This window comes from Amycolatopsis sp. EV170708-02-1 (assembly GCF_022479115.1).
GTDB lineage: Bacteria > Actinomycetota > Actinomycetes > Mycobacteriales > Pseudonocardiaceae > Amycolatopsis.
Genome location: NZ_CP092497.1, coordinates 8,649,280 through 8,663,663, shown reverse-complemented (window position 1 = coordinate 8,663,663; position 14,384 = coordinate 8,649,280). Strand labels below are relative to the sequence as shown.

Here is a 14,384-nt window from a genome sequence, read left to right as displayed (position 1 = left end):
TGTGACGGTATGACGACGCAGCACGACCCCATCGACCCGGTGGCCCCCGAGGGGGTCGATCTCGAACGACCCAACGTGGCCAGGGTGTACGACTGGTTCCTCGGCGGTTCGGCCAACTGGGCCATCGACCGCGAGTTCGGCTCGCAGGTGCTCAAGCAGTTCCCAGAGGTCAAGACGTTCGCCCGCGTCGGCCGCGACTTCCTCGGCCGCGGCGTGGGATACCTGGCCCGCCAGGGGATCACGCAGTTCCTCGACATCGGTTCCGGCGTGCCCACCGTCGGCAACGTCCACCAGATCGCGAGCGCGGTCAACCCGGACAGCCGGGTCGTCTACGTCGACATCGAGCCGGTCGCCGTCGCGCATTCCCAGCTGCTGCTGGAACGTGAGGGGCTGCTCGGGCGGCACGCGGTCCTGCAGGGCGACGTCCGGGATCCCGCCGACATCTGGAAACGCGCCCTCGAGACCGGCGTGATCGACCCGCGCCAGCCGATCGGGCTGGTACTGGTGGGCCTGCTGTACTTCCTCGGCCCGGACGAGCCCGTGTACGAGATGGTCCAGCGCTATCTCGATTTCCTGCCGTCGGGTTCGTACTTCCTGTCCTCGCATCTGACCGAGGACGGCGTCACGCGCAAGGAAGGCGACAACCGGGAGAACGTCCAGGAGCTGTACAAGAAGACCAGCGCGCCGTTCCATCTGCGGTCCCGCGCCGAGTTCGCCTCGTTCTTCGACGGACTGGAGATGGTCGAGCCGGGGATCGACTGGATGGCCACCTGGCATCTCGACGAGGCGGATTCCCGTGCCAGCGACCGGTTCGCGGACGACCCGACGTTCACCGGCGGGCTCGGCGGCTTGGGCCGCAAGCCCTGATCCTCGTCAGGCCCGGCCGGTCAGATGCCCGATCAGGGGCGTCAGCTCGAACTGACCTTCGAGCGGCCGGCCGGTCCTGATCAGGTCCCGGTGCGCGCCCGGCGAATCGATTTCGGAGTTCCACGGCGGCTGCTTGCGCAACGGAGCCTGGATGAGGCTGAACCCGAACCGCTGACGCAGTTCCAGCCCGATGGTGCGGTGGTGGTGCTTCGCCGAGGCCAGGCGTTCGTCCTCACGGCGGAACAGCAGCGTGGTGAGGCGGACGGCCACGGCGGTCACACCCCCCGGCTCGGACGCGGCAGCCGCGCCTGATCGGCCGAACCGGCTAGGCCGAGGCAACGTTCACAAGGCATCCCCGAACCGACGGGGACCCATTCCAGGTGGTCGTAAGGCATCGCCGCGCCGCACCGGGCGTGCAGGAACTCGGGGTGCGAACCCCCGGAGTGCAAGTCGAAAAGATGCGCGGAGCGGCGGCTTTCGCCCGCCGTCCCGGCCATGAGCCTGCCGACGGCGAGTACCGTCGCCGGCATGGTGTCCTGAATGATCACGCTGATCCTCCCCCACGAGGTCGGCGGTGGGTGGTCATGCGCCGCGGGGCAGACGTCCCTGCCGGTCATCTGCCGTCGATGGCCTGCCGAAACGGTGAAACGTACTGCGAGCGATTCACCAACAACCGAGCCCCGGCCGCTGCGATTAATCCTACTCCTGGAATAATCTTCATGTCGAGGGTGGGCGGAGTTGATCACCCACTTGGCCGTGCGGGATAGTCCCGTTGAGGCAGGGAGAAGCCGGGACGGTGACGGTTCGCGCAGGTCGCGGCCCGCACCCCCGACCGACGTTCGGAGGTACGACCAATGGCCGATTATCCATCGGCGGCGGATTACGATCCGACCACGGCCGTGTCGCTGTTCGACGACTCCGCGTGGGAGAAGTCCTTCGCGAGCGAGCCCAACGGGGGAACTGTGTCGAGGTCAACCTCGCGCGCGAAGGCCTGGTGGGGGTCCGTGACACCAAACTGGCCAACAGCCCCGTCTTCGTCTTCGATTCCGGTGAGTGGAACGCCTTTCTCAAGGCGGTCAAGGCCGGACAGTTCGATTTGAGCCCATGACGAAAGGCTCGCGTGCCCATCGGGACACGCGAGCCAGCCGATCATCGGTCACTTCGAGTCACACCGTCGCGGCGAGCCCGTTCCCCCGCAGCCGGGATTTCGTACGCCGCCAGGCGACGGCGATCAGGACGGCGAGGACGATCAGCGGGATCAGGCTGATCGACCAGCTCACCGCCATCGGCGGCCCCGGCTGTTCCAGCACCGCCAGATCACGGAGTTCTCCCGAGCCCTTGCCCGCGGGCCCGTCGATCTCGAACCGGAACGTCCACGAGCCCTGGGTCTGCAGGGCCCGGATGTCCAGTCCCCACACCTCCAGTTTCCGCGGATGCTTCGCCAGCGGCTGGGGACGCCCCAGCCGCCCGGTCTCCGGATTGAGGAACGCGAGCGTCCCCGACTTCCCGGCGATCCCGTCGTCCGGGATGAACGTGGAGTCCAGCGATTGCATGGCGCGCAACGGCCAGGTGCTGAAGCCGACGGTCATCCCGTACGGTCCGACCTGGACCCGTTCGGTGTGGACGATGTTCACCGGTTCGTAGGCGTTCGCCGCGGGCGTGGTCGCGAACAGCAACCCGATCGCCGCCGCCAAGGCCAGCAATGTCTTACGCATGCGCGTTCTCCCCCTTCGCCGGGGCCAGCAGCCTCAGCATCCCGCCGAACCGCCACCCGGCGAAGCCGCCGAGCAGCCCGACCACCGCGCCTGCGGCGCCCGTCGCGAACACGACCGCCCAGGGCATCCGGTCGGCGCTGTAGACGATCGCGTTCTGGATCGGCATGCTCGCTCCGACCAGGAGCCCGCCGACCGCGCCGGCCAGCACCGAAACCCGGCCCGCGGACCAGCCGCGGCGCGAAAGCAGATACACCGCTTCGAGTACGGCCGCGATCGGCAGCAGCGCCATCGGCATCATCGAGGGCATCGCGGGAACGCCGTCGATGTAGTCGCGCATCGGCAGGCCGACGGCGCTCGCGTACGCCTCGGCGGCCCACGGTGAGAACCACCAGGTGATCGCCTGGATCACCGCCAGCGCCGCGGCGACCCGGACCGCTCCGCCCGGCCGTCCCCAGAACCCGGCGCCCGCCGAGACCAGCAGCACCGAAAGCAGCGCGATGCCGACGGAGACGACGTCGAGCCCGTCGACGTCGATCTGCTGCAGCCCCAGCACGGTCACCGTGCTGAACGCGATCAGCACGCCGAGGCTGCCGACCACGCCGACGGTGCCCCAGCGGTGTTCCCGCGCGGCCGCGAACACCATCACCGTGCCGATGATGCTCAGCGTGATCGACAGCAGCAGCCCGATATGCGGCGGCGAGTCGATCACGGCGTCGAAGCCGTACAGGCCGTGCCACCACTGGTCCCACAGGCCGTACAGCAGGAACATCGCCGCGCCCGTCCCGGTCACCAGGTAGCCGGCGGGCGCGGCGAAGATCTTGCCGAAGACGTTGATCGCGCGGCCGCCGACCCGCGCGTCGACCGGCCGCCCCGCCCGGCGCGCGGCCGTGGTCATCAGCACGACCACGAGGCTCGCGAGCCCGGAGATCGCGCTGCCCGAATACAGGAACAGATGCGGCATCGTGAAGAACGTGTCCGGGCCGACGTCGCCGTGCCACTGGATGTCCCAGGTCAGCCCGATCAGCAAGATCACCGATCCGGCCAGCACCGTGCCCGCCGGTACGAGACCGGTGCGTTCACTTCGCGCCACCGAGGCGACCCGCGCCCCTCCCGCGGTGAGATCCATACCCCCGACCTCCCTCTCTTACTTGACCAGCAAAGGAAAAACGTGCTGCGTGGCGCCGGACGGCCCGCGCAGTGAAACGGTGATCTCCCATTGCCCCGACATCGGCAGCAGGACGTCGCCGGTGCGGAACCGGCCCGGCCCCTCCGCGATCGCGGGCGACGGCGCGAGCGCGTGCCCCATCTGGGGCATCACGGGTTCGAGCGTGACGACGTCCGGCGCGGCACCGGTGACGGTCAGCGCGAAGACATTGCCGCCCTGGTGCGGATCTTCGACCGACAACTGCACCGTGTACGGGCCCTGCGTCGAGCGCTGTGTCTGTTCCCCGCCGCCGCTCGGCCACACCAGCCAGGCCACGATCGCCGCCGCGAGCACGGCGACCACGGAGATGAGCAGGACGGGTCTGCGTCCGTCCACTGTGGAATTCACTGTGGTGCCCCTTCCGCCGGGACCTCGATCTGCATGGGCACGGTCAGCACCGTGTAGCCGCGCTCGGCCTGCAGCCAGACGCGGTACTTTCCAGGCGCGGCGAAGGTGTACGTGAACGGGACGTCGGGACCGTACGCGGCGACGGTTTCGTCGGGTTTGCCCGGCATTCCCGGTGCCTGCGGGATCATCGAGTGCACATGGGCCCAGGTCGGCGCGGCAGCGGCATCCGCGCCGACCCGGTGGTCGCCGGTGATCGGGCCGACGACGATGAGGTGGCCGAGCATGCCCAGCCAGGGTTGGAGATCCGCGTGGGCGAACCGCGCGGTGATCGTGGCCGGCGTACCCGGCCGGATCTCGACGTCGACCGGATTCCCTTGCACGACCCGCTTTCCGGCTCCGGCGGGGACGGGTTCGGCCGGGGAGTCCGTTCCGGCCGCGACACCCAGTGTGGTGCGGAGCAGCTGCACGCCACCGCCTCGCCGGGCGAGTTCCGCGGCGACGGCGTAGGTCCCGGCCTCGGGCGGGGTGAACTTCACCCGGTAGTCACCAGGGCCGACGCGCACCGGATGCAGATGCCAGAGCCTGCCCGTCGGCGAGATGACGACGAGGTGGATCAAAGCGTTGTCGTGCACCAGTAGGTCGTCGACGGGGCGGCCGGTCGAGCCGTCGGCGAGGGCGAGACGCACTTCGGCGAGAGCGCCCGTCCGCGCGTTCGGCGAACGCACGGCCAGATTCACCGGCGGACGCGAGAAGTCCACTGTGGACATCTGCGCGTTCGCGTACGGGTCCCGGATGTTGTCGATCGTCGGATCCAGCGCCGCACCGGGCGCGGGCGGCGGCGGAGTGGACGCCGACAGCATCGCGCCGGTGACCGCGACCGCTAGCGCGGCGACCATCCCGCCCGCCGGGATCAGCGCGAGCTGCGGCCGTTTGACGCGCATCGCGACGACGAGGCCGAGCACCAGGAACACACCCGCGGCGACGAAGCCGCCGAAGGTGGCCTTCTCCCACGGAGGGATGACCCTGGCCGGAACGATGAACGGGATCGAGGCGGTATCCGTCCCGTCGTCCAGGCCGAGTTCCCACGGCCCCGGCTGATCGACCTGAAGCCGCGCCGCATGGGCTCCGGGTTTCCCGTCCAGCGGCACCGTCGTTTCGGAAAACGTCGTTCCGGCGGTGGACGCGCGCAGTTTCAGCGTTCCCGGCGCGCTTCCGGTATGCGTGACGACGTCGACGTGCAGCGGTCCGGGCGCGATGTCCATCCGCCGCAGGATGACCGTGAGATCCCGCGTGCCGAGCGTCTGCGCGACCTGGACGTCCGCGCCGCTCGACACGCCGTCCGCCTGCGCGGTGCCGGACAGCAGAACGGACGCCAGCGCGCAGAGCACGAGTACGCGGGCGATGACCATCGGCGCCGTGCGCCGCCCCCTCGGTGAATTCCCCATCCCGGCCGAAGTTAACGACGACGGCCCGGGAAAGCGTCACAGCGCGGGGGAATCGGGGTCCCCCGTACAGGGGACCACGTCCCTTACTCCGGTGGGGGGGTCAGCCCCCGAGGAAACGATACGCGCGGGGATGCGCCCGGAACCAGACGTTGAGCCTGCCGATCCTCCGCACGAGCGACGAACGCAGCGTCACCGGCACCAGGCCGCCCAGGAAGCGCACCACGCGACGGAACCGGTCGAATCGGCGCTGGTCACGACTAGTCCACTGTAGACCGAGGCGATCACGCAGTGCGGGCGGCAGTGTGGCGCGGATGACGAACATCTGCCCCCGATGCTGCCATCGCTGAAGCCGAATCCAGCGTTTGTCGGGCAGCCATCTCCACGGTTTCTTCACCGTCCGAATCGTTTCGAACAATGTCGAAATCGTTTCGTTCGGGCCGAACCCGTCGATCATCTCCGCGTAGTACCGCTCGAATTCGGGCCATGTGGGTGGCATGTCCTGCTCACGCAGGCCGAGCAGCCGTCCGACGTCGCGCATCTGCGCGTAGTACTCGTCCAATTCGGACGGTGTCATCGGGGTGCCGTAGAACCGTTGTGTGTCAACGGGAACCATGACGAGCGTGGCGTGCACCCAGGCGTACGCGTGCGGGTTCAGCGCGCTGTAGCGGCGCCCGCCGTCGACGCCGGTGAACGACCGGTGCAGCGCGCGCAGCCGGTCCGCCTCGTACCGCGCGCCCTCCGGGCCGCCGTAGATGTAGATGGACAGCGACGCGGCCGTGCGCATGAGCCGGGTCCACGGATCCTCGACGTAGTCGGAATGATCCCGCACCCCGGCCGCGACGACCGGATGCGCGACCTGCAGCACCAGCACCTGGCCCGCCAGCAGCCCGGCCCGGAAGTCGCCGAAGTACTTCCACGCCGCCGTCCCCTTGACGATCGGCGGACCGGTCATGACGCGCCGCGGACGAGCATCATCAGCGACTGCGCCACCCCGACGCCGTCGTCGCCCGTGGCCAGCCTGCGCAACTGCAACCCGGCGATCAGCGCGACGACCGGACCGGTCAGCCGTTCCGGCGACGGCACGCCGAGCGTTTTCAGGATCACCAGCGCGAGTTCGTCGTACGCGGCGAAACAGCGGGCGGCCGCGTCCTGGAGTTCCGGGTCGCGCGCGGCCTGCAGGTACAGCTCGTGCGCGCCGAGTTCGTCGGTGCCGAACGGCAGTTGCTCGATGACCTGCTCGACCACCGACGCGGCCTGCTCGACACTCAGGCCCTGCTCGCGGTACGCGTCGACGAACCCGGTCAGCTTCGTGGTCTCTTCTTCCACGAACAGCAGCATCGCCTCGCGCAGCAAGGCCGTCTGGCTGGGGAAGTGGTAGGTCAGCGTGCCGAGCGAGACCTCGGCCTGCCGCGCGATCCGGCGGTTGGTCAGCCCGCCGACACCTTGTTCCCCGACCACCTTGAGGGCGGCGTGGAGAATGGCCTCGCGGGTGTTCACCAAGCGGTCTCGGGTTTGCGGTCCTGCCACCGTTCGACCTCTTCCAGTTGCGCGGCCAGCGAGATCAGCCGCTCCTCGGAATGCGAGGGACCGAGCAGCTGACCGCCGAGCGGCAGGCCTTCCGGGCTCAGCCCGGCGGGGACGTTGACCCCCGGCCAGCCCAGCACGTTCCACGGCCAAGCGTAGGGGCACGCGGCGATCATGGCCTGGTCGGTCTGCCAGCCGGAGAGCTTGTCGAAGGTGCCGATCCGCGGTGGCGGCGTGGCGGTGGTGGGCGTGAGCACGACGTCCACCCGGCCGAACACCGAGCCGATCTGCCGTTGCAGCAACGGTTCCGTGGCGCGGGCGAGCCGCAGGGCCGGCCCGGCCAGTGCGGAACCCTGCCGTGCGTTGGCGCGTGTGCGCGGGTCGAGCCGAGCCTGGTCCGGGACGCGACGGGACCAGTCGCGCACGCCGACGAGCGAACGAGGCAGGAAGGTGAGGCCGATCAGCCGGTAGTCGGGTTCGATCTCGACGATCTCGTGGCCGAGTTCGGCGAACCGCTCCGCGAGCCGGACGACGGCCGCGTGCGCCTGCGGTTCGAGTTTGGTTTTCGTCGCGGTGAAAGGGATCCGCTTGGACAACCCGATCCGCATCCGGCCCGGCTCGCGGCGGGCGGCGGCCTGGAACGCGGTGCCGGTGCCGGCGGCGACGTCGAGCAGCAGCGCCGCGTCGGCGACGGTGCGCGCGAGCGGGCCGACCACGGTCAGGCCGTGGAAGAGTTCGCGTTCGGTCGGGACGCGGCCACGCTGCGGTTTGATCCCGACCAGATCGGTCCACGCGGCCGGGATCCGGATCGACCCCGCCCCGTCGGAACCCAGCGCGGCGGCGATCACCCCCGACGCGATGGCCGCCGCCGCGCCGCCGGAGGAACCGCCCGGGGTGCGTTCGGTGTCCCACGGATTGCGGGTCGCGCCGAACGCCGGGCCTTCGGTGAAGGGCCATTGGCCGAGTTCCGGGGTGTTGGTCTTGCCGATGAGCACCGCGCCCGCCTCGCGGAGCGCGGCGACGGGCGGGGAATCCGTTGTCGCGACGGAGAAATCGCCTTCGCAACCGAACGCTGTCGGCAGGCCGGTGACGTCGAGGTCGTCCTTGATCGCGGTGGGGACGCCGAGCAGGGGAGCGGATTCGCCGTCGGCCAGCCGCCGGTCGGCCGCCTCGGCCTCGCGAAGGGCTTCTTCCGCGCGAAGGCATTTGAAGGCGTTGAGAACGGGCTGGCTGGCTTCGGCCTTTTCGAGCGCCAAGCGCGTGAGCTCGACGGATGTCGTGGCTCCGGCGGTGAGCATCGAGGCCTGTTCGGCGAGGCCGGTGAACGCGAGGTCCGCCTTCGAGGTGGTCATGGGCTCCCCCTGCAGGTTCTCGTTCGTTCAAACGAACGATACCACCGAGTAGCCTCGGTGTGGTTACGTGAAGTTCATGAACCTCGATCGCTTCCCCCGCGTCGACCTCGGCGGCTATCCGACGCCGCTGCATCCCGCGCCCCGGCTGGGCGAGGCACTCGGACTGCCGAATCTGCTGCTCAAACGGGACGACGTGCATCCGCTTGGCGTGGGCGGCAACAAGCTGCGCAAACTCGAGTTCCTGCTCGGCGCGGCGATCGAGAACGGCGCCGACACGGTGATCACCTTCGGCGCGCTGCAGACCAACCATGGCCGCCAGACCGCGGCCGCCTGCGCGAAGCTCGGGTTGCGATGCGAGCTCGTGCTGACCGCGAAGGTCCCTCGCGACGGCGACGCGTACGAGCGGTCCGGCAACGTCTCCCTCGACCACCTCTTCGGCGCGAACGTGCACATCTGCCGCGACGGTGAGGAGACCGGCAGGACTTACGACCGGCTGATCACCGAGGCCGCGGCAGAGGGGCGGCAGGTGGCGACGTTCCCCGTCGGCGGCTCCGACGGTGTCGGGGCGCTCGGCTACGTCGCGGCCGCGCAGGAGATCGAGGGGCAGCTCGCCGAGCTGGGGATCACCGAGGCGCGGCTGGTCGCTCCGCACGCCAGCGGCGGGACGTCCGCCGGGCTCGTCGTCGGCACGGCCGGCCTCGACCGGCTGACGCTGGACATCGCCTGCGTCAGCCATCCGGTCGACGAAGCCCTCGACAATCTGGCCGATCTCACCATCGCCGCCTCCGTGCTGCTCGGCACTGAGCCGCCGTCACTCGAAGGTCTGCGCATCGACGACCGCACGATCGGCCCCGGCTACGGGATCCCGACCGGCGAGACGTGGGACGCGGTGCGGCTTTTCGGCCGCACGGAAGGAATCGCGCTCGATCCCGTGTACACCGGCAAAGTGGGTGCCGCGCTGATCCGCTGGGCCGCCGAAGGCCATTTCGCGCCCGACGAGCACGTTGTCTTCCTGCACACGGGCGGGCTGCCCGGCCTCTACGGGTACGCCCCCGAATTCGCCGACGCGGTGCGCGGCTGACGCGACCTTCAGCATCCCGGCGATCAGGATCACGTGTGCCACCAGGGAAACCCGCTGCATGACGCCGACCGGCGCGATGTCGGTCAAGGTCTTGAAGAACGGGATGTCGGCCAGGCGCACGAAGATGAAGCTGAGCCCGAAGACGATCAGCCCGGCGGCGCTGCCCCAGGCCAGGCGGCCGATCAGCCTGGCCGCGGGGGTGCCGCGCAGGTTGTCGCGCAGGGTGAAACCGGCGGCGGGCAGGCTGAGGAACGCGATGAGACACGCGTACAGGTGGATCTCGCCGCTGACCGGATCCGGGAACTCCGGGTAGCTCGCCGGGAAGATCGCGGCCGCCGCCAGCCCGAGTGACCACAGCACGAACAGCAGTTTCGTGGTGCGGCTGAGCGGGATCCCGGCCGCGGCCAGCGCGCCGAGCGCGGTGAGTGAGCCGATGGAGAGGGAGAGCACGCTGGCCCCGAGCATGCCGGTGCCGCGGTCGACATAGGCGTAGCTGGACAGCGTGTCGAACACCGGATCGCGTGAGCTGATCAGGTGCAGCACCACCATGGTGAACAGTGCCCAGCCGATGGCCGCGCCCGACGCGATCAGCCAGGGTCTCGCCCGCGATCTCTCCCCAGGGAACGTCATGCGTCCAGCGTGCTCGCGCGGACGCGGTTTTCCGATCCGGGAAGCCCCCGGTTTTACCCTGGGGCTACCCCGAAGTCGACGAGTACCAGTAGCTGGTCATCGTGCCTTTTCGCGCGGGGCCAGCGCTCGCCGTCGGGATCCTGTTTCTCGGCCGTGCGCACCGCGTCGAGGACGGCGTCCGGGCCACGCTCCCGGCTGATGGCGAGCACCTCCGGCCAGTCGAACAGGCCGTACTCGTCGACACCGATCGCGACGCCGTCGGTGGCCAGCAGCAGGGCGTCGACCTCCGAGCGCGGCCAACTGCGGCGGACGGCTTCGGCGGCGGCCCTGGGTTCCGCTTCGGCGACCCAGAAGCCGTCCGGCGCGTTGCGTTTCGCGCGGACGTCGGCGCCGGTGCGGAGCTGACCGCTTTCGCGCAGCGAGACGAGCCTGTCGTCGGTGAGCGGGTCGGCGCCGGAAGGGCCGAAGGCGACGATGGGGCTGTCGGCGAGCACCAGCCCGTCGACGGTGTCGTCCGTCCAGCGCGCGATCGCGACCGTGCTCGACGGCGAACGTCCCGGTTCGAGGCCTTCGCGCTGGGCGACGTCAGCGATCGACTCGGCCAGCAACACCGCGAGATCGGCCTGGGGTTCCGCGCTCAGCGCCCGCGACAGGCTGTGCACGAGGAGGCTCGCGTACCAGCCGCCGGACGGCAGATCCGGCCGCGGCGCGGTCGCCCCGTCCAGCACCACCACGGCGTTGCCGAGGACGGCGACGTGGTCCTCGGTCGGGCGCGTCGATCCGTCCGCGCCCACTCCGTCCCTTTCCGCCACTGCGATTTCGGCCATGCCCCGACCCTAACTGTCAACTGAGGTTGACATGGGCGAGATGTCAACGTAGGTTGACGTCATGACCGAAGCGACAGATCTGGCCGCGCGAGCCGGTGACCGCGATCCCCGGGTGGGATTGCGCGCCGTCGCCGCCTTGCGCCGGCTGTTGGAACAACTCGAGGCCGTGCAGGTCCGCAGCGCGCGGGTGCACGGCTGGTCCTGGCAGGAGATCGCGGCCGAGCTGGGGGTCAGCAGGCAAGCGGTGCACAAGAAGTACGGGAGGCATTGATGTTCGAACGCTTCACGCCCGAACTGCGCGAAACGGTCGTCGGGGCTCAGCGCGTCGCGTCTGACGAGGCGTCCGGGAACGTCGATCCGCTGCATCTGCTGACGTCCCTCTCCCGGCACACCGGCGTCCTCGCCGCCCTGGGGTGCCCGGCGGACGAACTGGCCGACGACCTCCGGCGCGTCCGCCGCCGGGGCGGGATGAGCGACGCCGACGTCGAAGCCCTGAGCGGGTTCGGCATCGACGTCGAGCACATCGTCGAGCGGGTCGAGCAGACCCACGGCCCCGGCGCGCTGACCGGTGGGCGGCGCACCGGACGCGGCCATCGGCCGTTCACGCCGGAGGCGAAGAAGGTGCTTGAAAAGAGCCTGCGCGAAGCCATCGATGTCGGCAGCAAGCGCATCGAAGGAGAGCACCTCCTGCTCGCGCTGACGGGCGTTCCCGGCGCGGCCGCCGACGTGCTCGCGCAGCGGGGCATCGACTACCTCGCCGTCCGGCGCCTGCTGGAGCAGCGGGAAGCCAGCTGATCAACCCCCGCACACGCGAGTTACGCCTCCGAGCACGCGAGTGCGGTCTTCAAGCACGCGAGTTACGCCTCCGAGCACGAGATGTGCCCCGCGATTACGCGTGACCTGGTGGACGACACGCGTGATCCGACGGACGACACGCGTGACGGGATGGACGACACGCTCGCGGCCGGGGCAACGACGCGAGCCGTCCGCCCAATCACGTATGTCGTCCATCCCGTCACGGGTGTCGTCCATCCAGTCACGCGAAGCCGCCGACCGCGCACCGGCGGTCCTTGCCGATCACGGGCGAGCGCGCTCCCGCCAGACGACATAAGGCAGGAAGGCCTGCGTCAGCGGGCCGATGGCGAGCGCGTACAGGACCGTGCCGACGCCGACCGTGCCGCCGAGCAGCCAGCCCGCGGCCAGCACGGTGATCTCGATGAGGGTCCGGACGAGGCGGATCGACTTGCCGGTCCGCGCCGAGAGTCCGGTCATCAGCCCGTCGCGGGGGCCGGGGCCGAGCCGCGCGCCGACGTAGATCGCGGCGGCGAGGCCGTTGAGCACCACGCCGGCGACCAGGTTGAAGATCTGCCAGCCGAGCACGTCCTGCTCGGGCAGGAAGATCCGCACGAGGTCGACGGTGAGCGAGATGACCACGACGTTGGCCGCGGTCCCGATCCCGGGCCGCTGCCGCAGCGGGATCCACAGCAGGAGTACGAGGACCGACGCGATCGCGGTGACCGTGCCGAACGAGAGACCGGTGATCTTCATCAGGCCTTCGTGGAGCACGTCCCACGGGTCGAGGCCGAGTCCCGACCTGGTCAGCATGGCCATGCTGCCGCCGTAGAGGGCGAGCCCGCCGACGAGCTGGATCGAACGGCGGGTGGTGTCCTGGGAGATGACGACAGGCTTGAGGTCGAGTTTGAGTGCCACGAGTGCACCATCGGGGGTAAGTGGCTATCTTGACCATGGCCAATCTGGAACAATTGGCCTTATGGAGCCGCTGATCCCGCTGACTGGACGCGTTTCAGGGACGAAATTGGCCCTTTTGCTGGGGAGTTGGCGGCAGAGTGGTTCTCGACACGGTGCCGCGGATCTGGCGGCCGCCGTCGAGCTGCTGGTCCTCGACGGCAGGCTGCCGCTCGGCACGAAACTGCCCGCCGAACGGGAGCTCGCCGAAGCGCTGGACGTCAGCCGCACGCTGATCGGCGCCGCGCTGGACAAACTGCGTGCCGACGGCCTGGTCGCCAGCCGTCGAGGGGCGGGCTCGTGGATCGCGGCCCCCGGCGGCCGGGGCCGGAGCGCGATCCTGCCGACCGGCGAGGACCTCATCGACCTCGCCCAGGCCTGCCCGCCCGCCGTCGCCGGCCTGGTCCCGGCCGTGGACGCCGCGCGGAAGGCGCTGGTGGACCACCTCGGCGAGACCGGCTACCAGGTACGCGGCCTGCGGATCCTGCGCGAGCGGATCGCCCGCCGCTACACCGAACGCGGCCTGCCGACCAACGCCGACCAGGTGATGGTCACCAACGGCGCGCATCACGCGTTCGTGCAGGTCCTGCGCATGCTGGCCGGGCCAGGCGACCGTGTCCTGGTCGAGCAGCCGACGTACCCGAATTCGCTGGAGGCCATCGGCGCCGCGCACGCGATCGGGGTGCCGGTGCCGTTGGATCCGGTCACCGGATGGGACGTCGTCGGGATCGAAGCCGCGCTGCGCCAGTCCGCGCCGAGGCTCGCGTACTTCGTCGCGGACTTCCAGAACCCGACCGGCCTGCGCATGGACGCCGCGGGCCGGGAGCGGCTCGCGGCCGCGCTGAACCGCGCTCGGACACCGGCGATCATCGACGAGACGCTGGTCGAGCTGGACCTCGAAGGCGATCCGGTGGACGGGCCACCGCCGCTGGGCGCGTTCCTGGGCGATCTCGGCATCACGATCGGCTCGGCGTCCAAATCGCATTGGGCGGGCCTGCGGCTCGGCTGGATCCGCGCCTCCGAGGATGTCATCGGGCGGCTCATCGCCGCTCGGTTCGCCGTCGACCTGGGGTCGCCGGTGTTCGAGCAGCTCGTCCTCGCGGAGCTGCTCGACGACGGCGGGGCCGCGCTGGCGCACCGCCGCCAGGAGGCGCTGGCCCTGCGCGACGCGATGACCGGGGCGCTCAACTGGTACTGCCCGGAGTGGACGTTCACCGTCCCGCCCGGCGGGCTATCGCTGTGGTGCCGTCTGCCGGAGCCGATGAGCACGCGGCTGGCCGTCGCGGCGGCGGGGCACGGGGTGCAGGTGGCGCCGGGCTCGCGGTTCGGTGTCCACGGTGGACTGGAGCGCTGGCTGAGGCTGCCGTACGCGCTTCCGGCCGAGACGCTCTTCGAGGCCGTGCGACGGCTGGGCGTGGCGGCGGCTTCGGTGGCCGCGACCCCTGCCGTCGCCGCCCCGGTCGCCGTCCAGGTCACCTGACCCCCGCGTTTCGTCCTCTGGATGCGGTAGTTGCGTGTGCAAGTACCGCATCCAGAGGACGAAACGCGGGCCGGGAACGGAAATAGCCGGTGCGCCGGCGGGGCGGCCGATGCTCCAGGGAGGGCATCGGCGCCGCACGACCAGCGCACCGGCTATCCGGCCCGT

General features: G+C 70.2%; 16 protein-coding genes and 2 pseudogenes. 6 read left to right on the top strand and 12 right to left on the bottom strand.

What is annotated here, in order from left to right; genetic code table 11:
* The first annotated feature begins 9 nt into the window (after positions 1–9).
* Complete coding sequence (locus MJQ72_RS39595) at positions 10–867, top strand: SAM-dependent methyltransferase (RefSeq protein ID WP_240596032.1); 858 nt, start codon at positions 10–12, stop codon at positions 865–867.
* Between the two features lie 6 nt (positions 868–873).
* On the opposite strand, the gene MJQ72_RS39590 is transcribed toward MJQ72_RS39595, so the two are convergent.
* Both MJQ72_RS39590 and MJQ72_RS39585 read right to left on the bottom strand, forming a co-directional pair.
* Entirely contained in the window at positions 874–1,146 is a 273-nt protein-coding gene (locus MJQ72_RS39590) for a hypothetical protein (RefSeq protein WP_240596031.1), read from the bottom strand.
* The gene (locus tag MJQ72_RS39585) at positions 1,143–1,415 is read right to left on the bottom strand and encodes a hypothetical protein (protein ID WP_240596030.1); all 273 of its coding nucleotides are present in this window, start codon (positions 1,413–1,415) and stop codon (positions 1,143–1,145) included. Before MJQ72_RS39585 ends, MJQ72_RS39590 begins: the two co-directional genes overlap by 4 nt.
* Positions 1,416–1,721: 306 nt before the next feature.
* Between MJQ72_RS39585 and MJQ72_RS39580 the strand changes: the two are divergent.
* Positions 1,722–1,975: pseudogene (locus MJQ72_RS39580) on the top strand (DUF397 domain-containing protein).
* Positions 1,976–2,033: 58 nt separating this feature from the next.
* Here the strand turns inward: MJQ72_RS39580 and MJQ72_RS39575 are convergent.
* The 7 genes from MJQ72_RS39575 to MJQ72_RS39545 all read right to left on the bottom strand — a co-directional run bounded on the left by MJQ72_RS39575 (position 2,034) and on the right by MJQ72_RS39545 (position 8,455).
* Complete coding sequence (locus tag MJQ72_RS39575) at positions 2,034–2,582, bottom strand: hypothetical protein (protein WP_240596029.1); 549 nt, start codon at positions 2,580–2,582, stop codon at positions 2,034–2,036.
* Entirely contained in the window at positions 2,575–3,708 is a 1,134-nt protein-coding gene (locus MJQ72_RS39570; protein WP_240596028.1) for a hypothetical protein, read from the bottom strand. The genes MJQ72_RS39575 and MJQ72_RS39570 overlap by 8 nt, the downstream gene beginning before the upstream one ends.
* An 18-nt stretch (positions 3,709–3,726) precedes the next feature.
* Positions 3,727–4,134, bottom strand: coding sequence for a FixH family protein (locus MJQ72_RS39565; RefSeq protein ID WP_240596027.1), 408 nt, complete (start codon positions 4,132–4,134; stop codon positions 3,727–3,729).
* Complete coding sequence (locus MJQ72_RS39560; protein ID WP_396426910.1) at positions 4,131–5,579, bottom strand: hypothetical protein; 1,449 nt, start codon at positions 5,577–5,579, stop codon at positions 4,131–4,133. Before MJQ72_RS39560 ends, MJQ72_RS39565 begins: the two co-directional genes overlap by 4 nt.
* A 100-nt stretch (positions 5,580–5,679) precedes the next feature.
* The gene (locus MJQ72_RS39555) at positions 5,680–6,531 is read right to left on the bottom strand and encodes an oxygenase MpaB family protein (protein ID WP_240596026.1); all 852 of its coding nucleotides are present in this window, start codon (positions 6,529–6,531) and stop codon (positions 5,680–5,682) included.
* A complete protein-coding gene (locus tag MJQ72_RS39550; protein ID WP_315860923.1) occupies positions 6,528–7,076 on the bottom strand; it encodes a TetR family transcriptional regulator in 549 nt (182 codons plus the stop codon). The genes MJQ72_RS39555 and MJQ72_RS39550 overlap by 4 nt, the downstream gene beginning before the upstream one ends.
* Positions 7,073–8,455, bottom strand: coding sequence for an amidase (locus MJQ72_RS39545; protein ID WP_240596024.1), 1,383 nt, complete (start codon positions 8,453–8,455; stop codon positions 7,073–7,075). Before MJQ72_RS39545 ends, MJQ72_RS39550 begins: the two co-directional genes overlap by 4 nt.
* A gap of 76 nt (positions 8,456–8,531) precedes the next feature.
* Here MJQ72_RS39545 and MJQ72_RS39540 point away from each other — a divergent pair, with 76 nt between their 5' ends.
* Positions 8,532–9,536 carry a D-cysteine desulfhydrase family protein gene (locus MJQ72_RS39540; RefSeq protein ID WP_240596023.1) on the top strand — a complete coding sequence of 335 codons (1,005 nt, stop codon included), beginning with the start codon at positions 8,532–8,534 and terminating at the stop codon, positions 9,534–9,536.
* Positions 9,537–9,614: 78 nt separating this feature from the next.
* On the opposite strand, the pseudogene MJQ72_RS39535 reads toward MJQ72_RS39540, so the two are convergent.
* Positions 9,615–10,085: pseudogene (locus MJQ72_RS39535) on the bottom strand (DUF998 domain-containing protein); the annotation flags it as partial.
* A 134-nt stretch (positions 10,086–10,219) separates the two neighbouring features.
* A complete protein-coding gene (locus MJQ72_RS39530; RefSeq protein WP_240596022.1) occupies positions 10,220–10,993 on the bottom strand; it encodes a protein phosphatase 2C domain-containing protein in 774 nt (257 codons plus the stop codon).
* Positions 10,994–11,054: 61 nt separating this feature from the next.
* Here MJQ72_RS39530 and MJQ72_RS39525 point away from each other — a divergent pair, with 61 nt between their 5' ends.
* Together MJQ72_RS39525 and MJQ72_RS39520 are read left to right on the top strand one after the other, a co-directional pair.
* Positions 11,055–11,264 (top strand): sigma factor-like helix-turn-helix DNA-binding protein, encoded by a 210-nt coding sequence (locus tag MJQ72_RS39525; protein WP_004559389.1) that lies wholly within the window; start codon positions 11,055–11,057, stop codon positions 11,262–11,264.
* Positions 11,264–11,788 carry a Clp protease N-terminal domain-containing protein gene (locus MJQ72_RS39520; protein WP_240596021.1) on the top strand — a complete coding sequence of 175 codons (525 nt, stop codon included), beginning with the start codon at positions 11,264–11,266 and terminating at the stop codon, positions 11,786–11,788. Before MJQ72_RS39525 ends, MJQ72_RS39520 begins: the two co-directional genes overlap by 1 nt.
* A gap of 282 nt (positions 11,789–12,070) precedes the next feature.
* Here the strand turns inward: MJQ72_RS39520 and MJQ72_RS39515 are convergent, their stop codons facing one another.
* Entirely contained in the window at positions 12,071–12,703 is a 633-nt protein-coding gene (locus tag MJQ72_RS39515) for a YitT family protein (protein ID WP_240596020.1), read from the bottom strand.
* Positions 12,704–12,764: 61 nt separating this feature from the next.
* Between MJQ72_RS39515 and MJQ72_RS39510 the strand changes: the two genes are divergently transcribed.
* Positions 12,765–14,219: a PLP-dependent aminotransferase family protein gene (locus MJQ72_RS39510; protein WP_240596019.1), complete on the top strand. Its 1,455-nt coding sequence runs from the start codon at positions 12,765–12,767 to the stop codon at positions 14,217–14,219.
* The last annotated feature ends 165 nt before the right edge of the window (positions 14,220–14,384 follow it).

Bases quoted from the DNA above. Each gene is read 5' to 3' on its own strand.
- MJQ72_RS39595 (WP_240596032.1), top strand. From the start codon at position 10: ATGACGACGCAGCACGACCCCATCGACCCGGTGGCCCCCGAGGGGGTC.
- MJQ72_RS39575 (WP_240596029.1), bottom strand. From the start codon at position 2,582: ATGCGTAAGACATTGCTGGCCTTGGCGGCGGCGATCGGGTTGCTGTTC.
- MJQ72_RS39570 (WP_240596028.1), bottom strand. From the start codon at position 3,708: ATGGATCTCACCGCGGGAGGGGCGCGGGTCGCCTCGGTGGCGCGAAGT.
- MJQ72_RS39560 (WP_396426910.1), bottom strand. From the start codon at position 5,579: ATGGGGAATTCACCGAGGGGGCGGCGCACGGCGCCGATGGTCATCGCC.
- MJQ72_RS39555 (WP_240596026.1), bottom strand. From the start codon at position 6,531: ATGACCGGTCCGCCGATCGTCAAGGGGACGGCGGCGTGGAAGTACTTC.
- MJQ72_RS39545 (WP_240596024.1), bottom strand. From the start codon at position 8,455: ATGACCACCTCGAAGGCGGACCTCGCGTTCACCGGCCTCGCCGAACAG.
- MJQ72_RS39540 (WP_240596023.1), top strand. From the start codon at position 8,532: ATGAACCTCGATCGCTTCCCCCGCGTCGACCTCGGCGGCTATCCGACG.
- MJQ72_RS39530 (WP_240596022.1), bottom strand. From the start codon at position 10,993: ATGGCCGAAATCGCAGTGGCGGAAAGGGACGGAGTGGGCGCGGACGGA.
- MJQ72_RS39525 (WP_004559389.1), top strand. From the start codon at position 11,055: ATGACCGAAGCGACAGATCTGGCCGCGCGAGCCGGTGACCGCGATCCC.
- MJQ72_RS39520 (WP_240596021.1), top strand. From the start codon at position 11,264: ATGTTCGAACGCTTCACGCCCGAACTGCGCGAAACGGTCGTCGGGGCT.
- MJQ72_RS39510 (WP_240596019.1), top strand. From the start codon at position 12,765: ATGGAGCCGCTGATCCCGCTGACTGGACGCGTTTCAGGGACGAAATTG.